Origin of the sequence: Pseudomonas sp. S150, from assembly GCF_004526365.1 — a bacterium.
In the GTDB taxonomy this organism is placed as follows: domain Bacteria; phylum Pseudomonadota; class Gammaproteobacteria; order Pseudomonadales; family Pseudomonadaceae; genus Aquipseudomonas; species Aquipseudomonas putida_A.
Genome location: NZ_CP038207.1, coordinates 259,566 through 277,895, shown reverse-complemented (window position 1 = coordinate 277,895; position 18,330 = coordinate 259,566). Strand labels below are relative to the sequence as shown.

The following is an 18,330-nucleotide window of genomic DNA, read 5'->3' as shown; positions in this document are numbered from 1 at the left end:
TCTGGATACCGCCCATGGAAACCCTTAACGTTGTCATTGCCGATGACCATCCCATCGTATTGGTGGGGGTGCGTGAGTTGGTTGAGCGTGAAAAACGCTTTCGCGTGGTGGGCGAAGCGGTTTGTTCCAACGAGCTGATCAACCTGCTCGAAACCCAGGAGGTGGACCTGGTCATCACCGATTTCAATATGCCCGGCGACTCGTCCTACGGCGATGGTCTGAAACTGGTGGAGTACCTGACGCGGCACTTCCCCAACGTACGGGTGCTGGTGCTGACCATGATTTCCAATCCACTGATCCTGTCGCGCCTGCACGAACTCGGAGTGCTGGGCATCATCCAGAAAAACCAGTTGCATAACGAAATCGAAACGGCGCTCAATGCCATTGCCCGGGGCAACCCGGTGCGCCGTCGGCCACCGCCGACCTCGGTGGTGGTCGACGGCGCAGATCTGGACGAACGCTTCACCCGACTGTCGCCCAAAGAACACGAAATACTGCGCTTGTTTGTCTCGGGACTGGGCGTCAGTGAGATCGCACGGGGATTGAACAGAAGTGCGAAAACCATCAGCACTCAGAAGATATCGGCCATGCGTAAACTTGAAGTCCATAGCGATCAGGACTTACTGGCTTATTGCATAGAATGCAATCTGTTTAACTAACAGGAAACTTAAATAAGTACTAAATCAACTTCTAAGGATCGTCTGATGTCCCATAAGAAGTGCGTACTTTATCGTGTTGTTTTAACCCGCCAACATGGTAAACAACATGGAAAAGCTGTCTCGCGCACTTCTCGCACTTTCAATCATGGCCGCAGTCGGCAACGCCCTCGCAGCAGACCCGACACCGACCAAGGCTGGCAGTGGCACCATCAACTTCACCGGCACCATCAACAACGATGCCTGCTCCGTCGATGGCGCCGGAAAGAACAAAACCATTTCCGTAAACATGGGCGAAGTGTCGATCAAGGACATGGGCACAGCCACCGCACCTAAAGGCAACGGCGCTCTGAGCGTCGAGAACTTCGACATGAAGATCAACTGCAACGCCGGCACCAAGGTCGCGATGATCTTCGAACCGACCAAGGGCGCAGGTTCGGGCATCGTTCCCGGTACCAAAGTGCTGAAGCTGATCGACGGCCTGGGTGCAGCCAAGAACATCGGTATCGCCTTGCTCGACGCTAACGGTAAGTTGATCGACCTGAGCTCGCCGTCCACGGCGAAGATCGAGAACACCCTGCAAGATAACAACACCACGCTGAAATTCTCGGCAGCCTACGTCACCACCGCCGCTGTGGCGACAGCCGTTGCCGGTCGTGGCGATGCCACCCTGCCGTTCACGCTGCAATACGAATAATCCGCGCGAACATTCAAGTCCGGTGCGGGGCCGCTCGGCCCTGTACCCTCATTCAATTGTGCGGTACCCCTCATGTTCTATCGTCACACACTGTCCATTTGCGCAGGCCTGTTGGGCCTGCTCATGGCTGATCAGGCCATGGCCGGCATCTCTTTGAGCAGCACCCGACTGGTATTCGACGGCCAGCACAAGGAAGCCGGGATCACCGTGCGCAATAGCGGTGAAGATGTGTTGATCCAGTCCTGGATCGACACCGATGCCAGCGAAACCGCCGCTGTACCGTTTGCCGTCACCCCGCCACTGGTGCGTGTCAGCAGCGACGAACAGCAGATACTTCGGGTGATTTACGAAGGCACGGGCATGCCTACCGACCGGGAGTCGGTGGTGTGGCTCAACGTGCAGGAAATCCCGCAGACGGCGAAATCCGCCAACACCTTGCAACTGGCGGTGCGTCAACGCATCAAGGTGTTCTTCCGCCCGGCGGGACTGAAAAACAACGCCTATCTGGCACCGAGCGAACTGAGCTGGCGCCTGGCCGAACGGGCCGGCAAAAGCTTTCTGGTGGTGAACAACCCCGGCCAGTATCACGTCTCGATTGCCGATATAAAGCTGCAATCCGGCGCACTCAGCGAACAGCCTTTTGATTCGATGATGATTGCCCCCGGCGAACAAAAAGAGTTCAGCCTCAAACAACTGCATCATATAAATACCGCCCGCCTGTTATTCAGCAGTATTAATGACTATGGCGCACAAGACCGTTATGGCGCGCAATTATCCAGCAGTACTGATGTTCGAGCCACTTTGAATAAAGAAGCGCCATAACTTCCGTGTAGCTGTCACAGCCGCACTGTCACTGTATTTCTCTTCGCTCCGTTAGTTCGTATCGGAGGTGATATAGGGTTCCTGCATGTTTTTACTCAAGCGCAACGGATTGGCGCCGTTTTCGATCGCCCTAGTTTTCAGCAGCGCCTGCCTGGCGGATAGCGATGAACAGTTCAATACATCGTTTCTGCAAGGCGCACCGTCCTCTATCGACCTGCAATCACTGCTCGCCACCAGTCGCGTGCTGCCGGGTATTTATCGGGTGGACCTCTACGGCAACGAAACGCTGGTCGGCCGTCGCGATATCGACTTCCGTCACCATCCCGGCACGGGCAAGGTCGAGGCCTGCCTGACCCTGGAAACGGTGCAGCAATTGGGGGTCGACATCAGCAAACTACAAGCCGCCGACAAAAGGATCGGCAATGACCCGAACGCCTGTCTCGACCTGCCTGCCTTGATCGATCACGCCACTGTGCGTTACGACGTGCCGCGTCTGCGGCTGATGGTCAGCGTGCCGCAAAGCGCCATGGAACGCGGTCGGCATGGTTATGTCGCCCCGGCGCTGTGGGACGAAGGCGTGCCTGCAGCGTTCATCAACTATCAGCTAAGCAGCAGCCGCAACAGCACCGAGGCGCAAAACACGCTGTCCAACAACGTCGGTTTGCGCAACGGGATCAACCTCGGTGCATGGCGACTGCGTAACGAATCGAACTTCAACAGCAGCACCGGCCGTCCCAGCGCCTTCAAAAGCAATCGCAGCTACCTGCAACATGACGTGACCGCCCTGAAGGGTCAGTTCAGTGCCGGGGACATTTTTTCCGATGCCGACCTGTTCGACAGCGTGCGCTATCGCGGCTTGAAACTGGCGTCGGACGACGGCATGCGCGCCGACAGTGAGCGCGGTTATGCACCTATCATTCGCGGTATTGCGCAGTCCAGTGCCACCGTGGAAGTTCGTCAGAACAACTACATTCTTTACACCGCCAATGTGCCAACGGGTCCGTTCGAAATCAGCGATTTCTACCCCAGCGGCTCCAACGGCGATCTCGAAGTGACGATTATCGAAGCCGATGGTCGGCGCCGGGTGTCGGTGCAAGCGTTTTCCAGCCTGCCGATCATGGTGCGCCAGGGCCAGTTGAAATACAGCGTTTCGGTCGGCCAGTACAACAGCAACAGCGATGATCAAAAGTCACCGCAGCTCGTCAGCAGCACCCTCGCCTATGGGGTCAGCAGCGATCTGTCGATGATCGTCGGAGTCCAGGCGTCGGACAATTTCCAGGCGTTGTCCGTGGGCGCGGGGCGTAACACGCCGATTGGTGCGGTCTCGCTGGACGTGACCCACTCCAGCAGCCGCACCTTCGATCAGACCGTCAAGGGCAACAGCTTGCGTGCGCTGTATGCCAAGACATTTACCGGTACGGACACCAACTTCACCCTGGCCGCCTACCGCTACTCGACCGAGGGCTATCGCACCCTCACCGAGCACGTCGAAGAGCTGAGCAGCGACGGTCCGAAACGCTCCGGCAACTCGAAAACCCGCACCGACCTCACCGTCAACCAGAGCCTGGGACGCAACCAGCAATATGGCAGCATCTACGTAAACGCCAGCGACCAGCGCTACTGGGGGCGCGGCGGTTCGCAGAGTCTGTCGGCGGGTTACAGCAATTATTGGGGTGAGATGAGTTACAACATCGGGGCCACATACTCCAAGGATGTCGGCAACTATGGGGCGTCGAACAATGACACGCTGCTCAACCTGTCCGTGTCATTCCCGCTGGGCTCCAAGCCCCGTGCACCACGGGCCTTCGTGTCCGCCAGCACGCAGAAAGCCGACGACAGCACCCAAGTGGGCATCAATGGCTATCTGTCAGAGGACAGCGACACCTACTACTCGGTGCAAGGTGGCAACAGTAGCAGCGGTGGCAGCAGCGGTTCGATCAATCTGAGCAGCCGTACGTCAGTGATGGACCTCAGTGCCGGCTACAGTCAGGGACGCGGGTACAACTCGCAGAGCCTTAACCTGGCAGGTTCGGTCGTGGGCCACGCCGGCGGAATCAACCTGGGGCAAGCCGTGGGCGAGACGTTCGCATTGGCCCAGGTCGAAGGCGTGGCGGGAGTCAAGATCGGCAGCTACTCCGGGGCCAAAACCGCCAGTAACGGCTTCGCCGTGGTACCCAACGCGCAGCCCTATCGCGTGAACTGGATCAACCTGGACACCCGTGACTTGGGCGGCGATATCGAGATCGAGAATGCAACTCGGCAAGTAGTGCCCCGACGCGGTGCCGTGGTCGTGGCACGTTACGCCAGCAAGACCGGGCGGCGTGTGCAATTCGCTTTGTTCGACAGCCAACACCGGCCCATTCCGTTTGGCGCGTCGCTCGAAGATAGCAACGGCAAGCAGTTGGCGATCTCGGATCCCGGTGGCAAGGCGCTGGCGCTGGTCGAAGCCGACGCCGGCACACTCATCATCAACTGGCAGGGCCAGCGGTGTGAGGCGCCGTATGCGTTGCCGGAACGCAATAAGGCGCTGAACTATGAGCGTATTTCACTGGTGTGCAGTTCACCACGGATTACGAGCAGTCGCTGATCGTCCGGTCGCAGTAGGGACGGCAGTTACTCCCGCGTGGTTGTGAACTGAATCAGCCTAAATACGCCTAACCTTGGCGCCCACGTCGAAATCGAAGACACCACGCAGCAAGAACCGGACGTGTCTTCGCCCTTGCAGGTGCGCTATCGCCCCAGACAGGAAGCCGCGTGCTGTTCGAACTGTTCACCAGCGCCCACTATCGTCAGCCGTTTGGCGACGCCATGGAAGATCCGCGCGCTGCGGTCGTGCGAGACGTACTTCGGGGGGGGGGTAATTGGCAGCCCCTTTAAGTTTAGGAAATGTCTGATTTTTATTGGATATCGCCTTGTAAGGTAATACTTTCAAACAATGCGAGCAGTAACTTGAAAAATTGATAAAACCTTTAGAGAGACGCTGAACAATTAACCCGTTCGCGCCGTCCTCCATTTTCAAGCCGTTTTTTCAAACCATCGGCCTTATTCTGCGTTTCTAGGGCCGATTTGAGCCCTCATTTTGCTGATTTTCGGGCCAGCCTCGCCTTTCAGACGGATTTATCCCGCAGCCCGTTGCAAATACCGCTTGGTCAGCATCAGATTGGCCAACCCAAACAGACTGAACAGCTGCGCCGTTTTCTTTTCCAGCCCACGGAAGCGAACCTTTCGATGATTGAAACGCACCTTGATTACCTGGAAGGGATGCTCGACCTAGGCTCGCAGTTGCGCCTTCGCGTATTCGATCTTGCGCTTAACCCGGAACAGCGCGCTGCCTTGGCCGTGGTGCTTGTAACTGCTTGGCCGTGCTGCAATCGACCAGTTAACGTCCCGTTTAGCATGCTCCGGTCGCTTGGCCGCACCGGTGTATCCAGCGTCACCCGAAACATAGGTTTCGGCGCCGTGCAGTAACTGGTCGACCTGGGTGATATCCGCCACGTTGGCTGCCGTCCCTACCAAGCTGTGTACCAGCCCCGACGTGGCGTCGAAACCAATGCGGGCCTTCATCCCGAAGTGCCACTAATTGCCTTTTTTAGCCTGATGCATCTCAGGATCGCGCTTGCCTTCTCGGTTCTTGACCGAGGGCGGCGCGGCAGTCAGCGTGGCATCGACAATGATGCCTTCCTTGAACAGCAGACCCCGGCTGGTCAGATGCTAGTTAATCGTCTCAAACAGCACTCGCGTCAGCTTACATGCGCAGCATGTTGCGACAACCCAATCGCAGGGCGCCCGCGCTTGCCTGTGGTGTCGCTACAGAACAGAACCACTTGCGCCTCCAGTTGTGCCCAGGGCACCAGCTGTTCAAGGTCAGCCAAGAAGCGACCGCGACGAGTCCGCTTTTTTCTTGCCGGTGTATTCTGTTCGGAGAAGGTTTTCTGCACGTGCGTAACAAGGCTTACGGAGAGAGGGCTGGTTGGGGGACTCAGTGTGCCAAGGGTGGGGACGGTTGGCTATTTTTGCAGCGTCTCCCTAACTGCGAGAACCTGCATTCTACGGCGTTCAGCCAAGACGCGCTGGTCGGTGTGAAATGCAGCTTGAAGCGGGGAGGCTTTTCCAGCCAGGCCTTGATCGCAGCGGTTCTGTGGGTCGAACTGTTGTCCAGAATTACATGGAGATTCAGGTCAGCAGGCGTGTTGCTATCGATCTGGCGGAGAAAGTCCAGGAATTCCTTAGCCCGGTGCCGCTGAGTGGTCCGGCCGATCACTTCACCCGTTAGGATGTCGAACGCCGCGTACAGACTCGCCGTGCCATGGCGCTCGTAATCATGGGTTCTCCGCTCAATCTGCCCAGACCGAGGTTGCTCCATTGGCCATTGGCTGAGTACGATCCAGTGCCTGGATCTAGGTTTTCTCGTCAACCGAAAGCACCATGGCGTTATCTGGAGGCCTCAGATAGAGCCCGACCAAATCAATGACTTTTTCGGCGAAGTGCGGGTCATTTGCTGATCTTGAAGGTCTTCAGGCGGTGCGGCTTCAGATCGGAGGCAGCCCAGATTTGTCGAACCTGCCAAGTGGTAACGCGCGCGTATTTGGCCATCAACCGAACGCTCCAATTCGTTGCTTCCTTGGGAACCCGCTGCGTTGTCAGCGTCAAGATTTCTTTGACCTTTTCAGCACACAGCTTCAAAGGCTGACCGCTACGCGGCAGGTCGCTCAGGCCCCAATCCCCGACTCCAGATAGCGTTTTCGCCACTTGAATACCGTCGGAGAGGTGATCTGTAACTGAGCACAGATGGTTAGGGGTGTTACACCCTCAGCGAGCAAAAGGAGTATCCGCGCCCGCTGACCGAGACTTTGCTTCAAAGTAACCATGCGCAACCAACCTTGATGAGTGATGACGTTCGGCGGGTTGCAGTGTGAAAGGAGCAACTGGTCTAGGCATGCGTGGAACCGTCTGGAAGCGAGTGGCACAGAGTATATTTTTATGCGTTAACAAGCTAACTAACCGCTCATGACACTAGAATCAGTTTGTACCATTTTCGTACCAACTCTACCAAAAGCTGACCATTCGGCTTGACAGGCGGGAAGGCGCTCAAGATGCCCCGTGTCGGGCTGAGTCGTGAAGACGCGTATTCAGTTGCTCTACTCTCATTTATACAGCAGCAACGGAAATAGGATTCGTCTGATTTCTACGAACTCAATCAATATATATGGTTACCAATTGATGAAACCAAGCTCAAACTGAAAATCTCTTTAAAATAGTCGGTTCGCTATTGATTCAACGGTATCCAGGGTGAGTGACGAGGGTTAATTATGAAGTTCAAGCTTACGCACCTGCTGATGGGCATGATGTTGGTGGGGTTAGGAGAAGCCCATGCCTATACATGCAGCACGGAGACCAGTTCAACCACCATTACGGTGCCGGAGTTTACAGTTCAACAGGACTTGCCGGTGAATGCTGAAATTGGCCGTGTCGAGTCAAACACTGTGTCTGCATATAAATGCACTGAAAATCCCGGGGAGGTCACGTGGCAGGATTTCGGTGGCAAAGCCTATGGCACCTACCTGAAAACTATTGATGGTAAGCGGGTGTATGAAAGCGGAATTAAGGGTATTGGATATGCCGTTGGCGTGACTATGCTGAATTGCTCGGAGGAATTTATTGGGTGGGTCGGGCCCGCCATGACTGATAATCCGGATGACCGTTTCGTCTGTTCTGTGAATGGAATGTTTGGCACTCAGCCCATACAAGGAAAGGCCTATATAATGTTCTACAAGACCGCTGAAGTCACAGGCTCAGGCGAGGTTGCCAGCAAGACGGTGGGCGCTTTTATCTTAAGAAATAATAAGAATTCCTGGAATTATCCAGAATCGAGTTTCAATATCGGATCACTCAAAGTCAATACCGTGTCGTGTTCGCTTAGCGCTCCCTCGATCAACGTGGAGATGGGAAAAGTGGCCATCGGACACTTCGGGGGAGTAGGAACCTGGCCAGGAGATGACAATACCCGGACTTTCAGTGTTCCACTGGACTGTTCCGCCGGAGCCAGCACGAATCTGAAAGTTGAAGGCAATGTACAGGACGCCAGCCAGGGCGTGTTGAAGGTGGGGACGGGCAACTCCAGCGCAAGCGGCGTGGGGATCCAGTTGCTCTATGACGACAAGCCGGTCGAACTGGGCAAGCAGTTCAAAACGGGCACGGCGAGCTCCCAAGGTATATACAATATCCCGCTCAAGGCGCGCTACTTGCAAACGGAAGACACAATCACGCCAGGTACTGCAAATGGCAGTGCGACCATTACGCTGAACTACCAGTAATCCTTGGGCAAAAAAAGGTTCTTCACGGATTGCCGGGAAAATTGCTCTTGATCTTCATGAAAAAGAATTCGCTGTCCCGGTAGCCGTAGGCCATACGCTAATTACCTTGATACGGTTTTGATCCCCTCCAGTTGACCGGTGTGCATCGGCCATCGAACCCTGCTCAAAATGCCCCGCCAGTAGCCATTCAAGCGTTTAGCGAACTGCTTCAAAGCCGATATCCCTTTCATTCGCCAGACGCAACCAGTGCTTCCAGGACGATCTCCAGCCCCAAGCGGTAAGGGGCGACTAGAGTGCTTTGAGCTCGGCCTTCATCAGGTAAACCATCATCAGTGATTGGTTGGCGGCCAGCAGATCCTGCAGGTGCACCTGCTGATCTTCGCTCTTGAGGTTTCCCGGATTGCGCAGCAGTAACCACCGAGCTTGCTTGATGACCTTGCGGGCGGGTTGGGCCGCCCCCCGAAACGGGATAGATGCTGGGGTTTTGCAACATAAAAAGATGTAGGACCTTTCTGAAAACACGCAGGAATCGTCCTGGAAACATGTTGCGCGTATTCCGTCTCCTGAATTACCTCTTACGTACTCGGGGCCATAACGCTGAGTCGGGATGTGCACGGCTTCAACCGAACCAAGGGTAGAGCCGGTAGCCACCCGACGCAGCACCTATCAAAAACTGGGCAAGCGCAGCATCCTTTACAAAACCAAGCGCAAGATCGAAAAAGCTAAGTGCAGATAAGGGCGAAGGGCGAACGCCCATTCCAGTTGATCAAGCGCCAGTTCGGTTTTGTGAAGACGCTCTTCCGAGGCCTAGCCAAAAACACCGCACAGCTGGTGACGCTGTTTGTACTATCGAGTCTGTGGGTGGCTCGCCGACACTTACTGAGCAATGCAGGAGAGGTGCGCCTGAAATGTGGGAAATAGCCGCCGCGAGGTGCTCGCTGCGGCTAATAAAGACAGGAATCTGTGAGTGATCTGAGCGCTTGGATCAACTCGCAACTTTCAAAATCGGCGGTGGCCGAAGCTGGCCAGAAACACATGGCTACTTCAGACCTTCCCCTGGTGACTCCAAGTAGTCATTTATACTCAATTAGTTACTTATGATTAGGACGAGCATCGCTCTGTGCTCGCCGAGCTTCCTTTTCCTTCCTGTAATTCTTGATGTCTAGTCTGCCCCCCCAAGCGAGGACGACGACTCCAAAAACGACCAATAGCATCACTTGAGCATTAAACATAGTTATCTCCTAATAAACCTCTGACTGGAACAGCGATTGCAGCTTGCTCCAAATTCAAGATGTTACAGTATCCTTCGTCGATCGACGGATATGTCGCCGCACACTGAATAGCGAATCTGAAATCGAAACAGCTTGATGCATTAAGTTATAGGAAGTATCAATACCGAGCCGACCACAGCCTACTTATAAAAATATTAAAATCACATAATTATGCGAAACCATACTTATTTTCAACGAATTTTCTTTTCCAAAATATTGGAAGTTTTATGCAAATGAAGCTCCAAAGCCTTGATGCGTACAATCTCACAAAACGCTATAAGATTCGGTACTTTTCGTAATAGATGCGAACCTGGCTACTGCACAAATCAATGGTCTGCACTTCTATAAGCTCATTACGAATTCTTCCGGAATTGGACATGCGGTATACAGTGAACCTGTCGGACCCAAGCAGGTCACTGGCACCAATAATATCAACGGCATGGATACCCAGAGGTTGTGTCAGGCGATCAATTGAGCCCTACCAGAAAACTCATTAGTGCAATAAAATTTATAAAATTGTAAAAGTCTCACTTGGGAATAAAATGGGAAGCTCCTAAGCCACTGGCTCACTCCTCTAGGCTTACGGCAATTCGCTCAGTTGTTTCGCTAACAACATTGAAATCAAGGTGTCATTGGGCGAAATGGGCATAAAACAACTGTTGAATATAAGAAGATCTGCTACTGAGTGGGGGCTTACGATTAGAGGGTCGTGATGCCCACCATCGACAGAATTTTTAAATTGACTTCAACGCTATAGCAACTAGGCAATTATAAAGCCATAAATGAGGACGGCGCGCATCAGAAACCTCCCACGAGTCTTTAGTATTGGTAATAGATGGAGCTGGAATCGAATCGCCAAACCTCAAGGCTACAGGCTTTAAGCTGATAAGTCGCAATAACAATTAATTATACATTAAGCATATATCGGAAATACCAGCATCACTTTTTGCGAAAATAACAATTAACATTGGAGTCTATTAGTAAGGGTTGGAAAAAAGATCCTCATGACTCATTCAATCGGACAAGACCTAATCGCGAATAGAATCCAATTAAATATAGGCAGCCTACGTGTTAATTCCGTACGATAGTCTCGCCTGCACAGCCTCCAGTCGCAGGAAAAATACTAACTACGAATTTCACCTGCTCAAGAATCAGGCAATCCACTTCTTATCCCCGGTAAAAGAAATGGTTAACCATCGCGTTATGTCCGGCTCGCCAAGCTTCGCGGAAATATGGTCCCGCAGCGCATCCAGCGTTCCCACACCCTGCAGTTGGTAATCCATCGGCAGCACCACATGAATTTCAATGAAGCGCGCACGTCCATGCTTCTGAACATATGAGACGTAATCTGAAAACCCCTTCTCGATCTTAACCTCATCCATCACTCGACGAACTTCTTCATCCAACTTGTCGGGGACAACTCCTAATACATCACGTAATGCTGGCTTTAGGATTTTATAGGCCGGAGCAATCATGCTTAGGCCCAGTAAGATCAAGATAGATGGGTCGACATACGCTGCCCACGCGCCATAGCCGTAGGATTTGAGCAACAATGCGGCGAGGAAGCTTGCCAGCAACCCGATGGAAAGCATTGCATCTACCAGCCAACTAATGTTGTCGAACTGGATTAGCGAAGACTTCAACGTACGATTCTGATAGCGAACGTAGAAGAAATATCCAAAACAGACTACGCTAAGTAGTGCAGCAAAAGGGATCACCAAGCTCAATTCGATCTCGCGCCCACCGTTAAATATACCAAACACGCCACTGAGAAAAGCGTAGATCGCAATCAAAAACAAAAAACTGCCTTCGATGAGTAGCACCATGGGTTCCAGGTGCCAAAAGCCGAACTGAAAGCGACGATTGTTTTGTTTAGCAATCAGTTTCGCGGTGATCAGCATCAAAACCTTGATGACGGTTGCAATTAATGAAAAAAAACCATCGAACAAAATTGACTGAGAGCCAGAAAAAAAACCCGTAATGATTGCGGTAACTGCCACAGCAAACATCAGAATTGTCGATTGTCTGAGGAGCACCTGCTCAACTCGGTTACCCATATAGCCTCCTACGAAAATATCAAGCAGCCATCTAACGCGGCTAATCCTTAGAAGACTAGCTTACATCACGAGCCCTCCGCATTTCATGCAACATTTTTTTAGAAAATATTTATAAGAAACGCCTGATGTACACCTACACAGGCACAAGCTATGGGGAGGCGCCGATCAACGTACAACTGCGCCCGAACGCAGCGTGCAAATGGCTTGCAGTTGTGGGAAATGAAATGGTTTTGGAGCAACCGCAGCGAACGAATGACCATCACTTGCTCGCTGCCGCCAGGGCGGCTCGATCCGGACAGGCTCCTGTAAGTGCGGGTAATTCAAAGTAATGGCTAAGCCGAACGTGGGACTGGCAGGTACTTGGATATCCAACGCTATCCGCTGGAATAGGGCAGAATGTTGACGCTGACACCGAATTAACCACCTGCCGACTCTAGACTGACCAATTTCCAATCGTCACAGCCTCACCACAAGTGATGGTTCACGAGGAGTCAAACCGGCTCAGTGACGATGCATCGGTACCTGGGTCAATCCTACGTCAGCGGCAACATTCAACAGTTTGTCGGCGGCGAATTCAGCTGCCTAAGTTTCGCGAGCGTCCATTTCTCCTCTCGCAGTGTTTTTGCTAAAGCGCTGTCCACGCCACGTACCAGCATGGCATGTTCAGTTTTATTCCTGGTCATCAATCGATTCAAATCGGCAGTCGGCTGGGTCTGAGAAGGGAAGATTGATGGAGCGCTTTTGCACAATGCCTTTAGGGCAAAACTCATGTGACCAACGCCAAAAGATTTTCGATCAGGTCTTTAAGCTCAGATTGCTCCACACCATTGTCTTAGTAAATCGAGCGCTGGAGGATCTGGTCAGCAGTCAGCAGTCAGCAGTCAGCAAGGGCCAAAACCTGCCGATTACCTCATCAGTTTTAACTCGTACCGCATGGGCTATGATTTTCTTGGCATCACAAGTGCTGGTGAAACGGTCGTAATAGCATCCGGCGTGTGTCTAGGTGATCAATGCGAATGCAATTGGTCAAATTGAATACAAACAGGTGATCAAGTGCTATGCAACCGGCCTGTTTTTCAATAATTTTCGCCATAACGGAATTAAGCCATTTGCTATGCCCATTTTGGATTGTAGTGGTCAACTAATCCCGGACACGACGTTAAGTTTTTCCTCGGCCTGAGCCGAGGCCACCCCATCGTTGAACTGGAGCGGTCGAATCCAGTTGTACCGATGCATCAGGTAATGACTGATGTCTCGGTGCGCTTCTTGGGCCGTCATGTAGCCCACGGTCGGTATCCATTCAGTTTTCAAACTGCGAAACCCCCGCTCCATCGGTGCGTTATCCCAACAATTACCACGACGGCTCATGCTCTGGCGCATGCGGTAACGCCACAGCCGTTGGCGAAACTGGCGACTGCCGTATTGCGAGCCCTGATCCGAGTGGAATAGCAGTCCTTGAGGCCGGCCACGCTGCTCGTAAGCCATGTCCAACGCCTTGATCACCAAGTCCGTAACCGGTTTGCTCGACAACGCCCAGCCCACAACGCGACGTGCGTAAAGATCCAGCACGACAGCCAGGTAGTGCCATTTTCCTTGAGCCCAGATGTACGTGATATCGCCACACCAGACTTGGTTGGGGGCCGGCACTTCAAACTCTCGATTCAAGATGTTCGGAATATCCGGTCGCTCAACCGTCGCTTGTTTGTAGGCATGTGATCCAGGTTGTTTGCTGACTAACGCCAGTTCTTGCATCAGGCCACGCACCTTGAATCGTCCGATTTGCTCGCCATCGTCCTGCATCATCGCCACGATACTGCGGCGCTTCGACTCTGCGTGAACAGTTCATTAACTCGGCTGCGCAACCGAAGTCGCTCAACGTCCGGAGTTCGACGGCTGAGGCGATGGGCGTAGTAGTACGAACGAGTGACATCAAAGACTGCGCAAAGCCAATCAACCGGCTCCTGGGCGCTTAGCTGATCAATCAGCGCGTGCGCTCGTGCTCTTCCGACATCAAGAGCGCGGTAGCCTTTTTAAAAATGGATTTCTCTCGCTCAAGACGAGCGATCCGGGCTTCCAACTCTTGAATCTTCTGCTGTTCAGGCGTCAGCGCTTTTGTTTGAGGAGTAACACCGCTGCGCTCTTGCTGGAGTTGGTTCACCCAGCGACGCAACGCGGACTCGACCACCTCAAGCGACCGGCAGGCCTCGATATGGCTATAGCCTTGATCGAGCACGAGAGCTGCGGCCTCGCGTTTGAACTCAGCGAAAAAGGAACGACGTTGTTTGGTCATCAGACACCTCTATCTGGCGAGCATTCTCGCCTAAATGGGTGTCCGGTTTCATTAGACCACTACAGTTCTTGCGGTCGAACGGTAGGGACGAAAAGCGGAAACCAGATATCGTCGGCCATCGGCCAATCCATATGCGGTCAACAAGTCGCTCATGGATATCCGTCGCATTAATTTCGAAAATGTCTCATTTATTTCTAAATCTCACACACGGGTCGTAGTTGCATCGTGCGCGCGATCTATGCAAGTCTCGGTGCAATAGCTGTCAAATGGCCGGTGCTGCTTTGTCATCGTGGTTTCGACGTGGCGGCATTTCTAAGGGCGTAGCAAGGAATGCTTCATGAGTTTTCATGTTCCCGAGAAATATTCCACGCTGTTCGGCGAGGTGCAGCAGCGCTTTCGGATGCTTCTCAAGAAGAGAATCGTTACTGGGATCGATGAGGACACCCTGGACTGCTGGCTGGCCAACTTCAAAACAGAAGAAGAACACTACTTTGCCGCCTGCGTGCTGGGTCGATTGATTTTCCGGTCCAAGAGCATGATCGACAGCTCTATTGATCAGCTGCTTCACTGCATGCTGCCGACCTACCTGCGTCAGAAAGATCTGTATCCCTACGACGATATCGACAGTTTCCTGAGTTCGATCCGCCAAGACGATCCGGCGCATTTTATCCGCTTCGTCGGGGTGGATGGCAGCAAGCAGAACGACACCGGCAAAAGTGGTGTGGTGGTGATCCGGCATTACAAACGCCGAGCGAAGATTCCCAAAAGCGTCACAGTTCGGCCGGATGCTTTGAGCCAACTCCCCGAGCACGTGAAGTGCGTCGTCTTTCTGGATGACATGCTCGGTACCGGGAAGCAGTTCGAAACTTTTGCCAAGACGCACGCGCTAGCCAGCAAATCGGACCTTCATATCGTGTACTGCCCACTGGTTGCCTTTCAGGACGGCCTGGACACGCTTGCCAAGCGTTGCCCCTGGCTCACGGTGCTGCCGATCGAAACCCTCAATGCGCAGCACCAGTTTTTCTGTGATTCCGCGCAGGCGCCCGGAGTCTGGGCTGTTGATGGTACCAATACGGTGGCAGATGCTCGGGCATTTTATGACCACCTTGCCACTAAGCGCGGTATTCCTAAATCGACCAGGCATGGCCTGGATCTGCTGCTGGGGTTTGAAGACTCTACGCCCAACAACTCACTGTCGGTTCTCTGGGCGAGTTCAGAGGACTGGAACAACCTGCTGACGAGATAACGTCGATGCCAGCTATTGCAGATGCTTTTCTGAAAAACCGTGCAGATAACCTGCCGCCGGACGTCTCGCAGGAATTCATAGTTCCTCATTTTTTTCAGCAAATCAGCATTTTCAAGGACAGCAAGTCCGTGCGCGTGCTGGGTGGCCGAGGATGTGGCAAAACCATGTTCCTGCGATATTTTTGCCACGGGTCGACGTTCAGCCCTCTAAGGCCGCAGATCAGCGATGATGAATTTGCTCACATCGGTCTCTACTTCCGTCCAGATACGGGTTTTTGCTCCCTGATCACACCTGAGTGGCTAGGCAATCAGCAAGATGGCGTGGCTTTTTCTCACTACCTGACGCTGTGCCTGCTCGCCGAAGTGACGCAAGCCCTGCAGAAGATCAGCGAAGCCAAAAATCTGGCAAACGGCCCGCTGTCTTTGAGCGGTGTCACGCTGGGCCAGAAACTGGTGCGGCTCATGCAGCTTAAGGAGCCGACCGTTGAGGCGTTGGCTGAAGTGGTCGATGAGCGTCTGGCCGAGCTCGACCTGTGGGTTCGCAACCCTGGTCGTTGTCCCACTCCGCTTTTCGTGCACTTTACGACGATCATCACCGCACTCGCAGATGATCTCGCACGGCATGACCCAAGGCTCAAATCCTTGGGGTTCAGGGTGTTCATCGATGAGTTCGAGAACCTGCTGGTGAAACATCGCGAGATTGTGTGCGATGCGATCAAGCATCCCAGTTCACGGCTGGCTGTACACATCGCCCATAAGCGTGAGGCAGTCACTGACTTTAAAACCAGTGGGGAAGAGCGAGTTGTGGAGGTGCATGACATCCGCACCATCGACATCGAAGCCTTGTTGGTCAATGACAATGACTTTGAGGTGATGGCCGCCGAGCTGTTCCTGTTTCGCCTTCGCCAAGCGGAGGTCGGTGTTTCTTGCCCCGCATTCAAACCCGAACTGCTGCATGACGTCGCCCATTTGCCGTACCGCAGTAGCGCGTCTTATCGGCAGGACGTGGTGGCCTACACGAAACAGATCTTCCCTGAGCTGCGAGCGCCGGAGATTGCGCGCATGGCACTAGAGGATTCGGCGCTGCGTCGGCGTGTGGTTGACATGATTCAGCGAGGGCTCAACTTTCAGGGCCTGACGGGCATGGTCGACGCTGAGGATCTGATTAGCGAAAGCGTACCGGAAGCAAGCGTTGTCCTTGGCGCGATCCTTAATCGCAAAAGCCAGTCGGGCAAAGAGGCCTTGGGGCTGTTCCAGGACGTGGTCGACAAGGGCAGGTCAAAAACCGATGCCTTCTACAAGACGGGTGGCTGGGTTGATAACAACCTTTACGGGTGTCTGTTTCACCTATACGCGGGTCTGATCAAGCGGCCAAACATCCTTTACGCGGGTTTTTCCCGTTTTTGCAAGATTGCCGCACCTAACTTGCGGTTCTTTCAGGAGCTGTGTCACAACGCACTGTTGCAGGCCTATCAGCGGCGCTCGGCAGAGGAAATCGACGGTGTACTTTGCATCGACCTAGACTCGCAGGCGAACGCAGCGGTTCACGTGTCTGACGCTATGTTTGAGGACGTGGTGCAGTTGGGTCCCCATGGTGACCGGTTACTGGATTTCGCAAGGCGTCTCGGCGGATTGTTCGAGAAATTCAACAAGCGCCGCAGCCAGAGCGAACCTGAGATCAACCATTTTTCGATCAACCGGGCTGACACCGCGCAGTTGTCTGATGCGGCGCAGGTGATTCTTCGAGAGGCGAAGATCTGGTCGGTACTGGCGGAGTCGAAAGGGACGAAGGACAAGGCGGAATATGACGTCACCCAGTACGAACTCGTCCTGAACCCGATCTACGCACCGCATTTCAGAATCAGCTACCGCAAGCGGCGAAAGATCACGCTCACCGCCACTCAGTTGGACATCATGCTTACCCAATCCGATAGCCAGTTCGATTCGCTCGTTCGGCAATTGGTGGACTCGCAAGATGATGAGGAAACAGCCAAGAAAACTGGATCGTTGTTCTGAGGTCATCGTGCGATTTATTAGACAAGATTTGATCAACGAACAAGAGCTCGGCCAGTTACCCCTGATGGATATTGCCTTTACAGGCGCTGACGATCTGGACGACAGAAGCACTTATTCGGTTGAGCGCACAAATCGTTTGGGTGAGCAGCGCTTTCGAGTGCGCTATCACCCGGATTCCATGTGCCTTGAGGTCGGTGAGAAAAAGTACCGCGCAAGCGGCGGTGAGCTTGAGGACCTATCACGCGACTTCAGCGCCGCGTCCATTGTGATCGATGCAACGACCTTGGATTTTTGCGAAATCGCTTTGCTGCTTTATGCCTATTCCTTCTGCCACAAAAGTCCCAGAATCGGTTTTCTCTATGTTGAACCCAAAGAGTACGTCCGGCGGACCCATGAGGATTCGGCGGTAAACGGCATGGCGTTCGATCTGAGCAGCGGATTCGTACAGCACGCTATTCCGCCATTTGTCGGCATGCTGGGTACCAAGGACAGCGTTCACCTGGTGGCTTTTCTGGGATTTGAGGGCGGACGGCTCACCCGAGCATTGAGCGCGGACGATGGTCAGTTCATTCGCAAGGTCACGATTGTTTTTGGTATTCCTCCCTTTCAGGCATCGTGGGATCTGGAAGCGCTGATGGCCAACAGCAGGTTGCTGGAGACGTCCGAGGTCGGGGTGAAATTCTGTGGAGCCAACAACCCCAAGGCCGCTTACGAGGTGCTTGAGAAGGCATATGCAGCGCTCTCGGGGAGCAATGAATGCAACCGGCTGACTGTTTCACCGTTCGGTACTAAGCCCATGGCCATTGGCGCAGCGCTTTTCTGCGCCACACAGAAGCAGCCTCGGGTCATATTTGATCATCCCAGGCGCAAGAAGGGGCGGACAACTGGCGTCCACTGCGTGCATTGGTACGAGGTGGACATCAACTGAGGGCCGCTCGTGCGCGTGGGCTCGCGTCAAGCTT

At 53.6% G+C, this 18,330-nt stretch carries 9 protein-coding genes and 5 pseudogenes; 9 read left to right on the top strand and 5 right to left on the bottom strand.

Features of this window, described 5'->3' with window-relative positions:
- Positions 1-14: 14 nt before the first annotated feature.
- From E3Z29_RS01365 to E3Z29_RS01350, 4 genes are all read left to right on the top strand, one after another.
- Positions 15-659, top strand: coding sequence for a response regulator (locus E3Z29_RS01365; protein ID WP_134784963.1), 645 nt, complete (start codon positions 15-17; stop codon positions 657-659).
- A gap of 106 nt (positions 660-765) precedes the next feature.
- Complete coding sequence (locus tag E3Z29_RS01360; protein WP_134784962.1) at positions 766-1,353, top strand: fimbrial protein; 588 nt, start codon at positions 766-768, stop codon at positions 1,351-1,353.
- 72 nt (positions 1,354-1,425) lie between these two features.
- Complete coding sequence (locus E3Z29_RS01355; protein WP_134784961.1) at positions 1,426-2,175, top strand: molecular chaperone; 750 nt, start codon at positions 1,426-1,428, stop codon at positions 2,173-2,175.
- 85 nt (positions 2,176-2,260) lie between these two features.
- On the top strand, positions 2,261-4,762 hold the full coding sequence (locus tag E3Z29_RS01350; protein ID WP_134784960.1) for a fimbria/pilus outer membrane usher protein: 2,502 nt from the start codon (positions 2,261-2,263) through the stop codon (positions 4,760-4,762).
- A gap of 530 nt (positions 4,763-5,292) precedes the next feature.
- Here E3Z29_RS01350 and E3Z29_RS01345 read toward each other — a convergent pair.
- Positions 5,293-6,113 (bottom strand): annotated as a pseudogene (locus E3Z29_RS01345) (IS5 family transposase).
- An 80-nt stretch (positions 6,114-6,193) separates the two neighbouring features.
- Positions 6,194-7,113 (bottom strand): annotated as a pseudogene (locus tag E3Z29_RS01340) (IS630 family transposase); the annotation flags it as partial.
- 371 nt (positions 7,114-7,484) lie between these two features.
- Here E3Z29_RS01340 and E3Z29_RS01335 point away from each other — a divergent pair.
- Complete coding sequence (locus tag E3Z29_RS01335) at positions 7,485-8,489, top strand: fimbrial protein (protein ID WP_134784959.1); 1,005 nt, start codon at positions 7,485-7,487, stop codon at positions 8,487-8,489.
- Positions 8,490-8,511: 22 nt separating this feature from the next.
- On the opposite strand, the pseudogene E3Z29_RS29835 reads toward E3Z29_RS01335, so the two are convergent.
- A pseudogene (locus E3Z29_RS29835) lies at positions 8,512-8,939 on the bottom strand (transposase); the annotation flags it as partial.
- A gap of 193 nt (positions 8,940-9,132) precedes the next feature.
- Here E3Z29_RS29835 and E3Z29_RS01325 point away from each other — a divergent pair.
- A pseudogene (locus E3Z29_RS01325) lies at positions 9,133-9,410 on the top strand (transposase); the annotation flags it as partial.
- 1,501 nt (positions 9,411-10,911) lie between these two features.
- Here the strand turns inward: E3Z29_RS01325 and E3Z29_RS01320 are convergent.
- Together E3Z29_RS01320 and E3Z29_RS01310 are read right to left on the bottom strand one after the other, a co-directional pair.
- Positions 10,912-11,817, bottom strand: a complete 906-nt coding sequence (locus tag E3Z29_RS01320) for a cation diffusion facilitator family transporter (RefSeq protein ID WP_134784958.1) — start codon at positions 11,815-11,817, stop codon at positions 10,912-10,914.
- Between the two features lie 1,137 nt (positions 11,818-12,954).
- A pseudogene (locus E3Z29_RS01310) lies at positions 12,955-14,107 on the bottom strand (IS3 family transposase).
- Positions 14,108-14,444: 337 nt separating this feature from the next.
- Here E3Z29_RS01310 and E3Z29_RS01305 point away from each other — a divergent pair.
- Genes E3Z29_RS01305 through E3Z29_RS01295 form a run of 3 tightly spaced genes read left to right on the top strand, consistent with a single transcriptional unit; the run spans position 14,445 to position 18,296 of the window.
- Entirely contained in the window at positions 14,445-15,353 is a 909-nt protein-coding gene (locus tag E3Z29_RS01305; RefSeq protein WP_134784957.1) for a hypothetical protein, read from the top strand.
- A gap of 5 nt (positions 15,354-15,358) precedes the next feature.
- Positions 15,359-17,368: a hypothetical protein gene (locus E3Z29_RS01300; RefSeq protein ID WP_134784956.1), complete on the top strand. Its 2,010-nt coding sequence runs from the start codon at positions 15,359-15,361 to the stop codon at positions 17,366-17,368.
- The gene (locus E3Z29_RS01295) at positions 17,328-18,296 is read left to right on the top strand and encodes a hypothetical protein (RefSeq protein WP_134784955.1); all 969 of its coding nucleotides are present in this window, start codon (positions 17,328-17,330) and stop codon (positions 18,294-18,296) included. The genes E3Z29_RS01300 and E3Z29_RS01295 overlap by 41 nt, the downstream gene beginning before the upstream one ends.
- Positions 18,297-18,330 lie beyond the last annotated feature (34 nt).